9 protein-coding genes are annotated in these 16375 nt (G+C 64.3%); 4 read left to right on the forward strand and 5 right to left on the reverse strand.

The window, feature by feature from the left end; translation table 11 throughout:
• Positions 1-25: 25 nt before the first annotated feature.
• The 3 genes from EO245_RS04480 to EO245_RS04490 all read right to left on the reverse strand — a co-directional run bounded on the left by EO245_RS04480 (position 26) and on the right by EO245_RS04490 (position 4682).
• Positions 26-1990, reverse strand: coding sequence for an ATP-binding protein (locus EO245_RS04480; RefSeq protein WP_128891804.1), 1965 nt, complete (start codon positions 1988-1990; stop codon positions 26-28).
• 132 nt (positions 1991-2122) lie between these two features.
• Positions 2123-3088 carry a hypothetical protein gene (locus EO245_RS04485; protein ID WP_128891805.1) on the reverse strand — a complete coding sequence of 322 codons (966 nt, stop codon included), beginning with the start codon at positions 3086-3088 and terminating at the stop codon, positions 2123-2125.
• A 106-nt stretch (positions 3089-3194) separates the two neighbouring features.
• Positions 3195-4682, reverse strand: coding sequence for a sodium/solute symporter (locus EO245_RS04490; RefSeq protein ID WP_128891806.1), 1488 nt, complete (start codon positions 4680-4682; stop codon positions 3195-3197).
• Positions 4683-4760: 78 nt separating this feature from the next.
• On the opposite strand from EO245_RS04490, the gene EO245_RS04495 reads away from it, so the two are divergent.
• Complete coding sequence (locus EO245_RS04495) at positions 4761-6719, forward strand: beta-galactosidase (RefSeq protein ID WP_234026958.1); 1959 nt, start codon at positions 4761-4763, stop codon at positions 6717-6719.
• Here the strand turns inward: EO245_RS04495 and EO245_RS04500 are convergent.
• Positions 6689-7390 carry a queuosine precursor transporter gene (locus tag EO245_RS04500; protein WP_128891807.1) on the reverse strand — a complete coding sequence of 234 codons (702 nt, stop codon included), beginning with the start codon at positions 7388-7390 and terminating at the stop codon, positions 6689-6691. The two genes, EO245_RS04495 and EO245_RS04500, sit on opposite strands and share 31 nt — an antisense overlap.
• A 127-nt stretch (positions 7391-7517) precedes the next feature.
• Between EO245_RS04500 and EO245_RS04505 the strand changes: the two genes are divergently transcribed.
• The 3 genes from EO245_RS04505 to EO245_RS04515 all read left to right on the forward strand — a co-directional run bounded on the left by EO245_RS04505 (position 7518) and on the right by EO245_RS04515 (position 13463).
• The gene (locus EO245_RS04505; protein WP_128891808.1) at positions 7518-8831 is read left to right on the forward strand and encodes a NupC/NupG family nucleoside CNT transporter; all 1314 of its coding nucleotides are present in this window, start codon (positions 7518-7520) and stop codon (positions 8829-8831) included.
• Between the two features lie 25 nt (positions 8832-8856).
• Positions 8857-9774 (forward strand): isopenicillin N synthase family oxygenase, encoded by a 918-nt coding sequence (locus EO245_RS04510; protein ID WP_128891809.1) that lies wholly within the window; start codon positions 8857-8859, stop codon positions 9772-9774.
• A gap of 248 nt (positions 9775-10022) precedes the next feature.
• Positions 10023-13463: a TonB-dependent receptor gene (locus tag EO245_RS04515; RefSeq protein ID WP_128891810.1), complete on the forward strand. Its 3441-nt coding sequence runs from the start codon at positions 10023-10025 to the stop codon at positions 13461-13463.
• An 85-nt stretch (positions 13464-13548) separates the two neighbouring features.
• Here EO245_RS04515 and EO245_RS04520 read toward each other — a convergent pair whose 3' ends face one another.
• On the reverse strand, positions 13549-16350 hold the full coding sequence (locus EO245_RS04520; RefSeq protein ID WP_128891811.1) for an MASE1 domain-containing protein: 2802 nt from the start codon (positions 16348-16350) through the stop codon (positions 13549-13551).
• Positions 16351-16375 lie beyond the last annotated feature (25 nt).

The raw sequence follows: 16375 nt of genomic DNA on the forward strand, positions 1-16375 counted from the left end.
TGTGGCATCCGGAGAGGGAGGCGCGTCATGCGGCAGCCTTCCTATCGGAGGCCTCTTCGGCAGGGTAGGGCGGGATGGAAACGCGCACGCTGCCGCCTCCGGTCTCCGGCGTACCATAGTCGATTTCCGCGCCGATCGAGCGGGCGCGCACGCGCATGTTCTCAAGCCCATGCCCGCTCCGCCCGGCGCGTCCACCTTGGGCGATGCCTTTGCCGTCGTCGGTGACGCAGATGCACAGCCAGTCGCGGCGTTCGGGGCAAGGCTCGAGCATGACCGCGATCGTCGTTCCGCCCGAGTGCTTGAGCGCATTGGTGACGGCCTCCTGCAGGATGCGGAACAATTGCAGCGTCTTGCGCGGCGGATAGTCGGGCAATGCGCCTGCCAGGCGATTGACCCAGACGAACTTGAAGCCTGCATCCTCGATGCGCGGCTGCAACCGGTTGCGATAGCTGGCGAGGGCGGAGTCGAGCGATTCCCCGACCGAATCCATCGAATCGATCATCAGCCGCATCTCGTCGATCACCTGCTGCAGCCCTTCGGCCACGCGGTCCGGTTCTGCCTTCCCGCGGCGGGCGGCGAGCAGCATGCTCATCAGCTGGCTGCCGAGGCCGTCGTGCATGTCGCGCATGATGCGCTGGCGTTCCTCGCCGAATGCCTGCTGGCGCACGAAGCGCTTCTCGCGCTCGTGCGCTTCGGCCAGTTCCGCCTCGCGCAGGTCGAGCTTGGCCTGGAGCAGGCGGTTGATCTCGTTCGACGAGCGGAAGAGGTGGAACCGCCGCGCGAAGAAGGCGACGGCGAGCGCCAGGATCAGTACCGGCTGCGAGCCGGGAAGCACGCCGACATTCGTGTCGTGCACCCACGTATTGTAGAGGAACCATCCGATCAGCGTTGCAAGCAGGATCATCACGGCGGCCTCCCACACGCGGTCTTCGGCCGGATTGCGCAGGAAGTGCCACACCAGCCGCCCGATGGTCGCGACCACGAAGACGAGGCCGAGCTGGTCGAGCACCTCTTCCGACACGGTGAAGGCATCGATCGGCTGGCTGACGAGCATGAACCACCCGATGATCGCCGCTCCGATTCCGAAGAGGGCGAGGATCGCCTCGCGGAAGAAGCGCAGCGGCTTTTCGGTCCAGGCATCCACGAAGACCGGCCAGCAGGCGGACATGAACAGGAAAATGATCGAATAAGCCGCGCCGCGCTCGAAGCCCTGTAGCGGGAAGTCGATCCAACGATAGAACAGCGCATGCAGCGCCCAGCTGAGCGTCAGCAGGAAAAGCCATGCCGGGATTGCCCTCTCGCTTGCGCGCAGGGCGGCAAAGCCGACCAGCAGGGCGAGGGTGAAGGTGACCCCGATCATGGTGTTGCGCCAGTCGTTGAAGAGGAAATCGGTCCAGCTGAACGCGGCCTCGATCGCCTCGTATTCCCCGAGCAGTGGCGGCGGGATATCGGCCTCGCGCGGGAGGTCGAAGATGATGATGCTGTCGAGCGTGTTCGTGCCTTCGCGCAGGAAGACGGGCGCGACCTGCATGATGCGCTTTTGCGAACCGTTGTAGGTCAGCGCGCCGAATTCCGCCGAGCCGGGGGTCGCGAAGACCTCGCCATTGACGACGTAGCGGATGTGATCGCCCGAAGCGTTGTCGAGCAGGGCGAGGCCGGAAGGCGGCACCTCGTCCAGCTCGAAAGTGATGCGGGTCGCGTAGACGCCCTTCTCGAACATGCGCAGCGAGGGATCGAACGGCTCGAATTCCGCTCCTGCCAGCCCTGCCTTGTCGGGCGTCGCAAGTGCTGCCTGCTGCACGTCCTGCAATTCGACGAAAGCCGGGCGCTCTTCCGGCCGCCAGCGCACCATGTTGGGATAGAAGACGAGCCAGTAGGCCGCCTGTACAGCGAGGACGGCGAGCAGCAGTTTGGTCCACGGATGGGCGGCGACCCTCGCCAGCGTTCCACCCGCGCCCCGCGACATGCGCGCGTTTGCTTCCTCGACCATCAAGCGCCTCCTTTGGCGCGACCGGTGGACCAAAAGCGCCGTGGCCGCGCCATGCCATATTCATGGCAGGCTTTCCGGCCCGTGCAAGCAGCGGGGTCGTGCAAATTCAGCGATTTGCGGCTGCGGGGCGAGCTATTTCACGTTCTCGCAGGCGATGCGCGTGGTGCTGTGCGAACTGCGACGCACACCGCCACCTTCGAGCTTGAGCAGGGTGAAATCATACAGGTTGCAATGGTCCGGATTGCGCGGATTGCGCGCCGCGATCGCGGCATCGTGCGTGCGCCCGATGATCCGCCCGACACTGTCGCGTTTGACGCCCCAGCCTCCGCGCGGATTGATCTTGAGGATTTCCCAGTCGATCCCGCTGGTACCCCATGCCGTGCGGAACATCGCGACGAGTGCAGGGTCGTTTTTCGTCGCAGGCGGCATGCTCACACTCGCGGCCTTGGCCAGCGCCGCCTGCTCGAGCGCATTTCCGGCCCCTTCGCGCGAACCGTATCGCGCGAGTTCCGCGCCGACCTTCTGATGCGCGGCGCGGTAGGTCGCATCGTCGGGAAAGATCATCGTTGCAGCATAGAGCGCGGTCTCGATCGCGAGCATTTCGTTGTAGATCAGCGTCGGCATGTTGGGATTGCTTCCGGCATTGCGCGCCATGCGGGTGGCGGCCCAGTCGATCTCGTGATCGACCCTGCCGGCAGTCCGGTCGAAGGCCTGCTTCATCTGCATGCGGTTCGACTGCTGCATCTGCGGCGGCACACCGGCATAGCCGTTCGCCGCGATCCTTTCCGCCGCCGAGCGGATTTCGCCGACTTCCCGGTCGATCCGCTCGCCGTCCCAGTTGGAATCGATCGTCGTCGTCAGCTTCATGACATCCTGCATGTAGGCGTTGGTGTCGTTGCCGCCGCTGCGCTGCATGACGGCAGGCTGCTGGTTCGAGTTTCGCTGCGTGCGCGCTGCTTCACCGCCGCCGGATGGCAGCTTCACCGAGGGGACCTTCGGCACGCGCGGCAGCTTGGGAAAGCCCTGCGCGGCGGCGAAGCCGGGCGCGACAAGGGCCGAACAGGCGAGCGCGGCAAGCGCGATTCTGGAAAATGGCATGGTAGTCTCCCGTCATTGAATTTGCGGGAGATTTTCGCTGCGGCAGGCGTATGCGCCAATGCCATGGCTATGCCATGCCATTGCCTGCCACAGATCTGGCGGGCGGTCAGTTCGCTTCGGGCAGGCCTGCCTTGCGGAACAGGGCGAAGCCGATGAACTCGGCCTTGCGGCCCATCACCAGCCGGTTGAAGACAAGCGCCGCAATGACCGAGGTAACCAGTGTCACGACCATGAAGTCGATGTAGTGCATCGCGACCAGCCCGGCCGGCTGGAGCCAGAAGCTGAAACCGCCGTAGAGCGCGACGCCCCAGACAACGCCCGCGATGGCCGCCGGTGCGCCGACATTGCGGAACAGCAGCCCCGCGATGAAGGCCGAGAGGATCGGCATCGACAGCAGGCCGTTCAATTGCTGGAGCAGGTTGATGATGCTCTCCGCCGTCATGAACATCGGGACGAGCATGATCGCGAGGATGGTCGCCAGCACGCTCATTACGGCACCGAGCTTCCAGTGGTTCTCGACCTCGCCGACATATTGCTCGTGGAAGTCGACCGAATAGAGCGCGACGGTGGAATTGAGCACTGCGCTGAAAGTCGTGATGACCGCCGCAGCGACCATCGCGGCAAATGCGCCCGACAGCCAGGCGGGAAGGACCTCGGCGACGAGCATGCCGTATGCCCGGTCGCCCACATCGCCGAACAGCTGGTAGGCGACGACGCCCGGTAGCACGACGATCGGCGGAACGATCAGGATGCGGATGAGCGCGGCGGCAAACACGCCCTTGCGCGCTTCCTTCACCGTCGGGGCGGCCATGGCGCGCTGGGTGATGTTCTGGTTGGTCGACCAGTAGAACACCTGGATGAAGATCATGCCGGTAAACAGCGTGTGGAACGGGATCGGGCTGTCGCTCGCCCCGACCATTGTCAGCCGCTCGGCAGGCACGTTCGACAGGTCGAAATCGACTGCGGCGAGGGCGAGGAAGACGATCAGCAATGCAAGCCCGAGGATGCCGATGCCCGAGTAGGTGTCCATCACCGCGACGGCCCTTAGTCCGCCGAAGATCGTATAGGCCGCACCGATGACCGCGAGGATCGCGGAGAAGACGATCAGCGGTATCTGCGCACCGAACAGCGACTGCAGGAACAACCCGCCCGAATAAAGCGCAGCGGGCAGGTAGATGAGGATATTGCCGAACAGGAACAGGCCCGAAATCAGCGTGCGTATCGAGCGCCCGCCATATCGCCGCTCGAGCAGTTCGGTCACCGTCGTACAGTTGTATCGGTAGTAGAGCGGCACGAAGACGAAAGCGAGGATCATCAGCCCGACGAAACCGGCGATTTCCCACCACGCGAGCAGCAGCATCTGGTTACCGTTCATGCCGACGAGCTGGTCGGTCGACAGGTTCGTCAGCGTGATCGCGCCCGCGACGAAAACCCAGCTCAGCCCCTTGCCGGCGAGGTAGACGTCCTGCTCCGACCCGTCGTGCCGCTTCGCCTGCCGCACATTGAGCCAGGTGAGCAGGCCGACCAGCGCGGTCAGGCCCAGGCATACCGCCAGTTGCACGGCATTGCCGTATTGCGCGCTGTCTCCGAACACCCTCGCGATCCCCTCTATCTCTTGCCTGCCAACAGCTAGCCGCTTGTCTTGCCGCTGCCAATTGGCGCATGGCGGGCGATGCACCGATTGGAGAGCGCGATGCGTCTGGGCTGCTGCTATTTCCCCGAACACTGGCCTCAGGATATCTGGGCCGAGGATGCGCGCCGGATGAAAGAGGCGGGTCTCTCGCTCGTGCGGATCGGCGAGTTCGCCTGGAGCCGTATCGAACCCGAGCCGGGCCGTTTCGACTGGGGCTGGCTCGATCGCGCGATCGATGCGCTGCACGGGGCGGGGCTGGAGGTCATGCTCTGCACGCCGACCGCGACGCCGCCCAAGTGGCTGGTCGACCGCATGCCCGACATGATCGCGCTCGATGCAGCGGGTCGCCCGCGCGGTTTCGGATCGCGGCGGCACTATTGCTTCAGCCATGCAGGATACGCGCAGGAGGCGGCGAGGATCACCCGCGCAGTTGCCGGGCGATATGGCGACCATCCCGCCGTCGTCTCGTGGCAGACCGACAACGAATACGGCTGCCACGATACGGTAGAGAGCTTCTCGCCCGCCGCGCGCGATGCATTCCGCGCGTGGTGCGGAGCGCGCTACGGCAGCGTGGATGCGCTCAACGAGGCGTGGGGCAATGTGTTCTGGAGCATGGAGTACCGCTCCTTCGACGAGATCGAGCTACCCAACCTCACCGTCACCGAGGCGAACCCGGCCCACTGGCTCGCCTTCAGGCGATTTTCGTCCGACCAGGTGATGGCGTTCAACGCGGCGCAGGTGGAAATCCTGCGCGAATTGTCGCCCGGGCGCGACGTGACCCACAACGCGATGGGCTTCTTCACCCAGTTCGACCACCACGACCTCGGCGCGCAGCTCGATGTCATCACGTGGGACAGCTACCCGCTCGGCTTCCTCGACGTCTTCCCGTTCTCGCCGCAAGACAAACTCGCCTACGCGCGGCAGGGCCATCCGGACATCGCCGCCTTCCACCACGATCTCTATCGCGGTTGCACGGAAGGCGGGCGCTGGGGCGTGATCGAGCAGCAGCCCGGGCCGGTGAACTGGGCGCACCACAATCCCGCGCCGCTGCCGGGCATGGTGCGCCTGTGGACGATGGAGGCAATGGCGCATGGGGCGGAAGTCGTCAGCTATTTCCGCTGGCGGCAATTTCCCAAGGCACAGGAGCAGATGCACGCCGGCTTGCTCAGGCCCGACAGCGAGGCTGCGCCTGGGCTAGGCGAGGCAACGCAGGCAGCGCGCGACATTTCCGCGCTTGGCGAGATCGGCGGGTCGGTGAAACAGGTCGCGCTGCTGTTTTCTTACGACAGTGAGTGGGTGACGCTGACCCAGCCGCAAGGGCGCGGATGTTCTGCGCTCTGGGCGGCGTTCTCAGCCTATTCCGCGCTCAGGCAGATGGGGCTGAATGTCGACATCGTGCGGCCCGGAACCCCGCTCGACGGATATGCGATGGCGGTAGTCCCGTGTCTTCCGATCGTGAGCGATGCCGCGCTGGCGAGCCTCGAGGCATTCGAGGGTCAGGTCGTAATCGGCCCACGCAGCGGCAGCCGCGACGAGGACTTCGCCATTCCCGACGGCCTCGCGCCGGGCAAGCTGCGCACGGTGTTCGAAGGCAGGGTCGCGCTCAGCGAGACGCTGCCGCCGGGCGTCGAGCATGCGGGCGAGGGCTGGGTTGTCACCCGCTGGCTCGACCGGATCGAAAGCGAGGCTGAGAGCGAGCTGGCAGCCTGCGACGGAACGGTCGCGTGCTGGAAGTCGGGAAGGGTGCGTTACTGCGCCGGATGGATGGAGGGCTCACTCGCCGCCGAGGTGTTGGGGCGCGCCACACGCGATGCCGGCCTCGAGACAATCGACCTGCCGGAAGGCATGCGCCTCCGCCGGACCGCGAACCACTGCTTCGCGTTCAACTATTCCGCCGAAGGGCGCGAACTTCCTGCCGAAGTTTCAGGCGAGGCGGTAATCGGCTCGCGAGTGCTGGAACCCGCCGGCTATGCCGCGCTGCGCTTGTCGAGCCACTGAGCGAGCTTCACCCCGCCGGTGATCAGGAACGGCACCAGCACGATGCTGAGCACGACCTTGGCGATGACCTGTCCGAGCATGAGGTTCGCGATCGGGAACAGGCCGTAGAAGGCGAGGAAGATGAAGATTACCGAATCGATCGCCTGGCTCAAAGCCGAAGCGACCGCACCGCGCACCATCAGGCCGAAAGTGCTGCCTTCGCCGTTGCCGCGCAGCTTGGAGAAGATCCACACGTTGAGCAGCAGCGAGACGAGATAGGCGGCCGGGCCGGCAGCCCACACGCGCCAGACGGTTGCATGGACCCGCTCGAATGCAGCAAGGTCGTCCGCGCGCCCTTCGAGCATCTCGGTCGATGCGGGCAGGTTGAGCACAAGCTGCATGAGGAGCGAGGCGATCAGCAGCGGCACGAAGCCCCACCAAACGATGCGGCTGGCGACTTTCTCACCGTAGAGCTGGGCGACGGTGCTCGAGATCACGACCAGCAGGAGGAAGGCGAAAATGCCCGCTTCCACGGCGAGGTCGGTCGGCGGCAATTGCACCTGCTTGAACGCGAGCACGCCCGCCAGGACGGTCATCCCGCCATACAGCAGCATGTAGACGAACAGGCCGCGCGGCATGGCTGCTGCGGCGAGGTATTGGGCGTTCCGGGGCGTATTGTCGTGCTCGGTCATGGAGGGTGACTATGGCGAGACGGGCGAAAAGGAAAGTGGCGCCGCGACTCTAATCTGTGGGCGGGTGTTTGACTGTGCGCGCGCAAAAGGCGAAGGCAGGTCAACAGATTCGGTTACGAAAGAAACCATGCATCCCATCCTAGCAAGCCTGCTCGGCATCGTGGCGATCCTCGGCATCGCATTCCTGCTGTCCAACGCGAAGACCAAGATCAACTTGCGTATCGTCGGCGCCGCATTCGCGCTCCAGGCGCTGATGGCGCTGCTGGTCCTGCGAACGCCGTGGGGCGTGAAGGCGATCCAGGGCCTGTCGAACGGCGTAATCGCGCTGCTCGACTATTCCAAGGCGGGCATCACCGCGATCTTCGGGCCGATGGATGCGAACCCCTTCACGAACACCTTCGTGATCGCGGCGCTTCCGGTCATCATCTTCTTCGCCGCGCTGGTCTCGATCCTCTACCACTGGGGCATCATGCAGCGGCTGGTGAAGTGGGTCGGTGGTGCGATCGGCTGGATCACCGGCATCAGCCGGGTCGAGGCGCTGGGCAGCGCCGCCAACATCTTCGTCGGGCAGTCGGAAAGCCCGCTGGTCGTGCGCCCCTATCTCGCCTCGCTCCCGCCGTCGCGCCTGTTCACGCTGATGTGCGTCGGCATGGCGGGTGTCGCAGGCACGATCCTTGCCGCATATGCGAGCTTCATCGGCGCAGACGCAGTGCCGTTCCTGCTCGCCGCAGCCTTCATGTCCGCCCCCGGCGGTATCCTGATGGCGAAGATCATCATGCCTGACGATGGCGATTATTCGGACATCGTCGGCGACGTGAACCTGCCGGAAGCGCGCATCAGCTCCGAAGGCCCGGCTGCACTCACCGAAGGCGGCAAGGCGCATGAGGTCGAAGTCGCGGAGACTTTCGAGGAAGGCCACCGGCCCGCCAATGTGATCGAAGCAGCCGCGCAGGGCACGCAGACCGGTGTGAAGCTGGCCGTTGCGGTCGGTGCGATGGTGATGGTCTTCGTCGCCCTCGTCGCGCTGGCCAACGGCATCCTCGGCGGGATCGGCGGCTGGTTCGGTTACCCCGATCTCAGCTTCCAGCAAATCCTCGGCTACGTCTTCGCGCCGATCATGTACCTCATCGGCATCGCCGACTGGGAGCAGGCGCAAGTCGCCGGCGGCCTGTTCGGCACCAAGATCGTGCTCAACGAATTCGTCGCCTTCATCGAGCTCGGCCAGCTCGAGGGCCTGACCGAACGCAGCCGCGCCATCGTGACTTTCGCACTGTGCGGCTTTGCGAACTTCTCTTCCATCGCCATCCAGATGGCTGTAACGGGCGGACTTGCGCCAAATCAAAGACCGGTGATTGCAAAGCTGGGATTACGCGCGCTCGCCGCAGGCTCGCTCGCCAACCTGATGAGCGCTGCATTGGCGGGCCTGTTCCTACCGCTTTGACGCCCCTTACGCTAAGATAAAGACCATGACCGACATCGCATCCGTATCCATCGCGCGTCCGCTCGATGACGTGGCCGACGAACTCGGCCGCAGCTTTTCCGAATTCGGCTTCGCCGTCATCCGCGACCACGGCATCCCTGCCGAGCTGATCGCCAAGGCCGAAGAGCTTTCCAAGCAGTTCTTCGCCCTGCCGGAAGACGTGAAACGCAAGTATCACATCCCCGGGGGCGGCGGCGCGCGGGGCTACACGCCGTTCGGCACCGAGAAGGCGAAGGATGCCAAGGTCCACGACCTCAAGGAATTCTGGCACATCGGCCGCAGCCTCGCCGAAGGCCACGAGCTGTCGGAATACATGCAGCCCAACGTGTGGCCCGAAGAGTTGCCCGAGTTCCGCGAGACCTTCCTCGCGCTTTACAGAGCGTTCGAGGAAGCGGGCGACCGCGTGCTGCGCGCGATTGCGATCCACCTCGGTCTCGAGGAAGATTTCTTCGTCCCGACCGTGAAGGACGGCAACTCGGTCATGCGCCTGCTGCGCTACCCGCCGCTCGAAGGCGAGGAAGCCGAAGGCGCGATCCGCGCCGCCGCGCATGGCGACATCAACACGATCACCCTGCTCCTCGGTGCCGAGGAAGCGGGCCTCGAACTGCTGACCAAGCAGGGCGAGTGGAAGGCCGTCGACGTGCCCGAGGGCGCGCTGGTCATCAATGTCGGCGACATGCTCGACCGGCTGACCAACGGCAAGCTTCGTTCGACGACACACCGCGTAGTTAATCCGCGCGGCGAAGCGGCCTACCGAGCGCGCTATTCGATGCCGTTCTTCCTGCATTTCCGGCCGGATTACGTGATCGAAACGCTGCCTTCCTGCGACGACGGAAACGCGCCGGAGCCGATCTCGAGCCACGAGTTCCTCCTCCAGCGCCTGCGCGAGATCAACCTGGCCTGATTCGGTCCCTCCGGGCGGAGACTTCCTCCCGGGGCAAATTGATTCGTGCCTGTTGCATTGCAGCAACAGTGCTAAATCACTGATTTGTCACATTTAATCGGTATGTGACCTGCCTGTGCATAAGAATCGGGCCGGATGTCATTGTCTGGTCACAAAATGTCCTTTTGCGCGTCACTTATCGAACCTATCGGGCCGTCATCCGCAACCCGACCGTTTCACTCGAGCACCAAACAGGGACTGTCTCACTCATGAAACTCAAATATCTCCTGGCAGCGAGCGTTGTCAGCCTGTCGGCGACCACCATGGTCGCGGCTCCGGCTGCCGCGCAGCAGATCACCTCTGGCATCGAAGGCCAGGTAACCACCACCACCGGCGAAGCGATCTCCGGCGCAACGGTCACCGTGACCGACACGCGTACCGGCCAGACCCGCACGCTGACCACCGGCACTGACGGCAACTTCCGCGTCAGCTCGCTGGTCCCCGGCGGTCCCTACACCATCACGGTTACGGCAGGCGGCTACGAAGGCCAGTCGGTCGAAGGCCAGTTCATCAACATCTCGGGTAACACCGACTTCACCTTCGAGCTGTCCGACGCGACTGCCGGTGCAGCTGCCGAGAACTTCATCGTCGTCACCGGCGAGCGCGCCAACGTGCAGCAGCTCGCTGTCGGCCCGGGCACCGCGTTCGGCGAGCAGACACTCGAGAACTTCCCGAGCCTGACCCGCGACGTTCGCGACATTATCCGCCTCGACCCGCGTGTCAGCCTCGAGCGTGACAACGAAGTCGACCGTATCTCGTGCCTCGGCGGTAACGACCGTTCGAACACCTTCACCGTCGACGGTATCGTCCAGGCCGACGTGTTCGGCCTCAACGGCACGCCGTTCGCAGCGCGTAACGCACTGCCGCTTCCCTACGACGTGGTTCGCGAAACCTCGGTCGAGTTTGCTCCGTTCGACGTCGAGTACTCGGACTTCACCGGCTGTCTCGTGAACGTCGTCACCAAGTCGGGTACCAACCAGTTCCACGGTTCGGCGTTCTTCACGCTGCGTAACTCGGACCTGCGCGGCGACTCGCTCGACGGCAATGCCGACATCGTTTCCGAATTCGAAGAGAAGCGCTGGGGTGCGACCCTGGGCGGCCCGATCATCCCCGATCGCGTCTTCTTCTATGCCGGTTACGAAGAAACCGACCTTGGCGATGCCAACGAGTTCGGCCCGGCCGGCGGCGGTTTCGCCAACGAAGCCGACTTCGTCACCCAGGCGCAGTTCGACCGTTTCGCGCAGATCGCGCGTGACGTTTACGGCCAGGATGTCGGCGGCTACCCGCGCACCCTGCCGGAATCGAGCGTCCGTTACTTCGGCCGTATCGACGCCTACATCAGCGACGACCACCGTCTCGAAGCGACCTACCAGCGCCTCGAAGAAACCAATGTCGAGAGCGACACGGGCGGCCAGAACCTGACCGGCCTCAACTCGTTCGAGGACGAAGGTACGGTTTCGGACTACTACTCGGTCCGTCTCTACAGCGACTGGAGCGACACGATCTCGACCGAGCTGCGCCTGAGCCGCGCAGAAGTCGGCGACGTCCAGGGCCCGGTCGGTTTCGGCGAAGCACAGTCGGACAACCCGACCGTGCGTCTTGCAGTCGGCGTCGAGCCGGTTGCTGGCCAGACCACGCAGAACGGCATCCTCAGCACCGGCCCGGGCATCTTCCGCTCGGCCAACGCGCTGAACACCACGGTCGACCAGGCGAAGTTCCAGATGAACATCGACGCCGGTTCGGGCCACCTGTTCAAGATCGGTGCCGAAATCAACGACCTAGAAGTCTACAACCTGTTCGCCATCAACGCGACCGGTACGCTGTTCTTCCGCAACCTTGACGATTTCGAGAACGGCATCGTTGCTTCGGGCGGCTTCTCCAGCGTCTTCGCTGGCGCTGACGACCTGATCGGCGGCGGTCTCGGCGGCGGTGTCATTTCCGCTACCCCGACCGGTGACATCAACGAAGCGGCTGCAACCTTCAACCGCACCATCTACTCGGTCTATGCACAGGACGAGTGGCAGGCCACCGACCAGCTCTCGCTGACCGCCGGTCTCCGCGTCCAGTTCTACGACGGTGATGCGCCGCGTGCGAACCCGCAGTTCCTCAACCGTTACGGCTTCACGAACGCCAACCCGTTCAGCAAGCTCGACCCGGTCCTGCTGCCGCGCTTCTCGGCCACTTACGAGTTCGACAACTCCGGCTTCTTCAGCAACTCGCGACTGACCGGCGGTGTCGGCATCTTCGCGGGCGGCGACCCGGTGGTGTACTTCTCGAACGCCTTCTCGAACAACGGCTTCTCGACCGGTGAAGGTTCGACCTTCGACGGCGAGTGCGCCGGCCTGCTCGACGGCAACGGCAACTTCGACGTCGTCACCAACGGTTCGTTCACGGGCTTCCCGACCTGCGCGATCACCGCAGGCTCGAACCAGGCTGCTGCGGGTCTCGCCGACACGCAGTCGACCGACCCGGACTTCGACGTCCCGACGGCGGTTCGTGCGAACCTCGGTTTCCAGAGCGACTTCGGTACGGAAACCGGCTTCTTCAGCGACTGGCGCCTGAACCTCGACTACATCTACACGCGGTTCAACGACACGCTGAACTTCGTCGATCTGTCGCAGGCTCCGGACCCGAGCCGTGGCCTCAACGGCTTCACCGTCGATGGTCGCCCGATCTACCGTGCGATCGATCCGTCGAACACCGGTTGTGACGCGACCCTCGAAGGCACCGGCGGCACCCCGCCGGTCTGGACTAATCTTTCGCCGGCGTGCTTCAACACCCGCCGCGACGACGAAATCCAGCTGACCAACGGCCCGAGCTACGAAAGCCACGCGGCGTCGATCCTGCTGTCGAAGAACTTCCGCAGCGGTATCTTCACCGAGGGCGGCAATGCCGGCCTGCGCTTCGGCTACGCCTACACGAACTCGAAGAACAACCGGAACGTCGGTTCGTCGACCGCTACCTCGTCCTTCGACGTGACCGCGGCCTTCGATCGCCAGAACCCGGCCATCTCGACTTCGAACTACGAGACCCGCCACAACTTCACCGCGTCGTTCTACCTTCGCGAGGAGTTCTTCGGCGACTACGGCACCACCTTCGGCATGTACTTCCGTGCACGTGAAGGCCGTCCGTACAGCCTGACCTTCGATGGTGGTGGCGTCTTCAACGACAGCTCGTCGGGTTCGGACAACGCCCTGCTCTACATCCCGTCGGGCCCGGCCGATCCGAACGTTTCGCCGCTGTCGGACGCTGCCGCGGTTGCTTCGCTGCTCGACTACCTGAACAACAGCGATGTGGCCTCGCAGTGCGACATCGACTTCGGTGAGAGCATCGAGCGTAACTCGTGCCGCAACGACTGGTCGTTCGACCTCGACCTGCGCTTCAGCCAGGAACTGCCGTTCCTCGGTAGCGTGACCGGCCTGGTCGACGATCGCATCGAGCTGTTCGCCGACTTCGACAACTTCCTCAACTTCATCGACGACGGCGCAAACATCACCCGTTTCCGCACCGAGTTCCTCGATCTGGTTGACGGCGGCGTCGATAACCAGGGTCGCTACATCATCCGCGGCTTCAACCCGGACGACCGCGAGTTCATCTCGACCTCGAGCTCGATCTGGCGCATCCAGGTCGGCGTCCGCTACGAGTTCTAATCGAACCCGAGCGGTACACGGTACCAGACAGGCGGCGGTCCCTTCGGGGGCCGCCGTTTGCTTTTGGGGGGCGCGGCGTCTGGCTTCAGGCTGCGTCGAGCAGTTCCTCGGCAAGCCGGTTGCGGACCTTGAAAGATACGTCGGCCTTGAGCGCGCGTTCGAGCGCCCCGGCTTTCTCGCCAAGGTCATCTTCGCCGAACATACCGGCGGTCCCGGCAAGCTTGTGAACCGTCCGGGCCAGCTCCTCCGCTAGCTCGCCCTCCAGCCGGTCCTGCCTCAAGGCAGCCGCTACCGCTTCAAGCGCTTCCGTCCGGCGCATCTGCCAGCGTTCTTCCAGCGTCGGCTCGGCACCCTCGGTGCGCTGCTTTTCAATCGGTGTCGTTTCTTCCGGCGTGGCCGCACGTTCGACGATCCGCGTCCGTAACCAGCGCTGCAGGGTCGCGACCAGGTCCTTGAACTGCAGCGGTTTGGCGAGATGGGCCTGCATCCCGCTGTCGAGCGCGGCCCTGATATCGTCTTCATAGGCATTGGCGGTCAGCGCCACGATCGGCAGTTCGTCGGCTCCAATCCCCAGCTCGCGCACCGTGCGCGTCGCGGTGTAGCCGTCGCATTCGGGCATCTGCACATCCATCAGGACCAGTTGGTATGGCTCCCCTTGCGCCTTGGCCGACATGATCGCGCCGACCGCCTGTTGGCCGTCCTCGACGATATCGGCAGGCAGGCCGCAGCGTTCGAGCATGGTCGAGATGAGGATACGGTTGATGTCGTGATCCTCGGCCAGCAGCACGCGCGAGCCGCCCAGCAGCTCGATAGTCTCTTCGTGGCGCGGGAAATCCGGCAGCCCGTTCTCGCCTGCCTCGGCGGCGAGCAAGGGGATTTCCAGCCGGAAGCGCGAGCCTTCTCCCTCGGTGCTGCTTGCAACGAGCGAGCCGTCGAGCAGCTGCGCCAGCCGCCGGCTGATCGACAGGCCGAGCCCGGTGCCGCCATATCTGCGCGAGACATTGTTGTCGGCCTGCTCGAACGGATTGAAGATCGATTCCAGCCGGTCCTCCGCAATGCCGATGCCACTGTCGCATACGGTTACCGCGAGCATCCCGCCGGCTTCCTCCGCGACGATCCGCACGGCACCCTCGTGAGTGAACTTGATCGCATTGCCGAGCAGGTTGAGCAGGATCTGCCGCAGGCGCAGTCCGTCGGACAGGATCACCTCCGGCAGTTCGTCCTCGAACGAGGTGGAAAGCGTGATGCCCTTCTCCTCCGCGCGGGCGGACTGGAGGGAAATGCAGCCTGCTACGAGGTGGCGCAGGTTCACTGGCTCGTGAGAAATGACGATCTCGCCCGCCTCGATTTTCGAGATATCGAGGATGTCGTTGAGCAGCAGCATCATGCTGCGTCCGGATTCCGACAGGAGCTCGGCATGGCGGCGCTGTTCGGCAGTCAGCTTGCTCGCAAGCAAGAGATCGACGAAGCCGAGCACGCCGTTCATCGGGGTGCGGATCTCGTGGCTCATGTTGGCGAGGAACTGCGACTTGGCGACTGCGGCATTTTCCGCATGGCGGCGCGCACGCACCAGCTTCTGTTCGAGGTTCACCCGTTCGGTGACGTCGCGGTAGCAGACAAGGATCGAATTGGGCTCACCGCTCTCGCTGTCGCGTACAAGCGCGCAATTGGCCTCGATAAAGACCGGTTCGCCGTCCTTGTCGTCGATCCTGCGGCGATAGGTCAGCCGCTCACGCTCCGATTCCGCATTGAGCAGGCGTTGCTGGAGCTTGCTGATCCGCTCCTGCTCATCGGGATGGACACGGTCGTCGGCGGTATTGCCGACGAAGCGCTCGACGGGCTGGTCGAGAACCTCCGCCACCGAGGCCGACGCGTAAGTGCACACGCCGTCCATGTCGTAGCGCATCAGAGCGTCGGACATGTTGTCGGCCAGCAGGGTGAGCTGCGCCTCGCTCGCCTCGAGCGCCCTGACCGTCTCCTTTTGCCGCCAGAGCAGCGCGGCAACGGGGAAACCCGTCGCGAAGGACGCTGCAAGGAACGCCTGCAGGACGACCAGCTGTGCCTGCAGGCTCCCGTCGACAAGCTGCATCGGTCCGCGCCCGTACCAGGTGCACGCGATTGCGATGACGCCCACTTTGAGAACCGAGAACGCCGTCCCCAGCGCACCGAGCCGGAAGGCGTGAACCAGCACGATGAGCGGGACGAGGAACAGCAGCGGGAAAGAGCTCTGAACGAAGACGAGGAAGGTGAGCGAGGTCCCCATGGCGGTTAGGATCAGCCACTCGAACACCTCTTGCCGCGATGGCAGGCGCGGGTCGCGCGCCGCATCGATGAAAACCATCAGCGTCGGCGCGATGATGATCATGCCAAGCCCGTCGGTCGCCATCCACTTTAGCCAGCCGAGGAGGAGAGAGCCTTCCGATGGGCCAAGCCCCGACATGGCAAAGGTTGCGGAAATCGACGGCGCAATGATGCCGGCAAGTCCGACGAAGCGCATCAGATCGCCCACGCGGCGCATATCGGGACTTTCCCCGATGAAACGCCTGGCGAGGAACAGCGATGCGACGATCTCGAGGCTGTTGGCGCTCGACAGGATCAGCGCGTTCCAGCCCGGGTCGCCAGTAAGCAGGTTCGCGCCGAAATTGCCTGCCCACATCGCGCCCAGAACCATCGGCTCATACCGCAGGGAAAACCGCAGGAGGCATGCGACCGCGATCGCATTGGGTATCCAGACCATCGCGATGCGGCCGCTGCCGCGCGTGAATTCGATCGACAAGTGCGCGAGCACACCGAACAGTGCGCCGACCGCCAGGGCAACGGCGGCTGCCTGTACGAGTGAAGCGAGTGGCGGAAACGAAAGCCCCGCCGGTCGATTGATTGCATGCATCGCCAGTCTCCTGGCGGTGCGCTAT

It is taken from the genome of Erythrobacter sp. HKB08, from assembly GCF_004114695.1.
In the GTDB taxonomy this organism is placed as follows: Bacteria; Pseudomonadota; Alphaproteobacteria; order Sphingomonadales; family Sphingomonadaceae; genus Parerythrobacter_A.

Excerpts from the sequence above, each read along its gene's own strand:
- EO245_RS04480 (WP_128891804.1), bottom strand. The coding sequence starts at position 1,990 with ATGGTCGAGGAAGCAAACGCGCGCATGTCGCGGGGCGCGGGTGGAACG.
- EO245_RS04485 (WP_128891805.1), bottom strand. The coding sequence starts at position 3,088 with ATGCCATTTTCCAGAATCGCGCTTGCCGCGCTCGCCTGTTCGGCCCTT.
- EO245_RS04495 (WP_234026958.1), top strand. The coding sequence starts at position 4,761 with ATGCACCGATTGGAGAGCGCGATGCGTCTGGGCTGCTGCTATTTCCCC.
- EO245_RS04500 (WP_128891807.1), bottom strand. The coding sequence starts at position 7,390 with ATGACCGAGCACGACAATACGCCCCGGAACGCCCAATACCTCGCCGCA.
- EO245_RS04505 (WP_128891808.1), top strand. The coding sequence starts at position 7,518 with ATGCATCCCATCCTAGCAAGCCTGCTCGGCATCGTGGCGATCCTCGGC.
- EO245_RS04510 (WP_128891809.1), top strand. The coding sequence starts at position 8,857 with ATGACCGACATCGCATCCGTATCCATCGCGCGTCCGCTCGATGACGTG.
- EO245_RS04515 (WP_128891810.1), top strand. The coding sequence starts at position 10,023 with ATGAAACTCAAATATCTCCTGGCAGCGAGCGTTGTCAGCCTGTCGGCG.
- EO245_RS04520 (WP_128891811.1), bottom strand. The coding sequence starts at position 16,350 with ATGCATGCAATCAATCGACCGGCGGGGCTTTCGTTTCCGCCACTCGCT.